1 protein-coding gene is annotated in these 235 nt (G+C 69.4%); it reads left to right on the plus strand.

The features are described 5' to 3' along the window. Positions 1-25: 25 nt before the first annotated feature. Positions 26-235: ATPase, T2SS/T4P/T4SS family (locus NLU14_RS22905; protein WP_476738667.1), on the plus strand; the 210-nt coding region annotated here is incomplete at its 3' end.

The following is a 235-nucleotide window of genomic DNA, read 5'->3' on the forward strand; positions in this document are numbered from 1 at the left end:
CGACGATTATGGGGCGGCCGGGATCATGTCGGCGGCCGAGGCGGCGGCGCTGCGCGATGGTGTTGCGGCCCGCGCCAACATCCTGGTCGCGGGCGGCACCGGCAGCGGCAAGACCACCCTGGTCAACGCGCTCTTGGCCGAGGTCGCCAAGACCGCCGACCGTATCGTCTTGATCGAAGATACGCGCGAGCTGCAATGCGCCGCGCCCAACCTCGTCGCCATGCGGACCAAGGAT

Source organism: Marinobacter iranensis, assembly GCF_029207565.1.
Taxonomy (GTDB): domain Bacteria; phylum Pseudomonadota; class Gammaproteobacteria; order Pseudomonadales; family Oleiphilaceae; genus Marinobacter; species Marinobacter iranensis.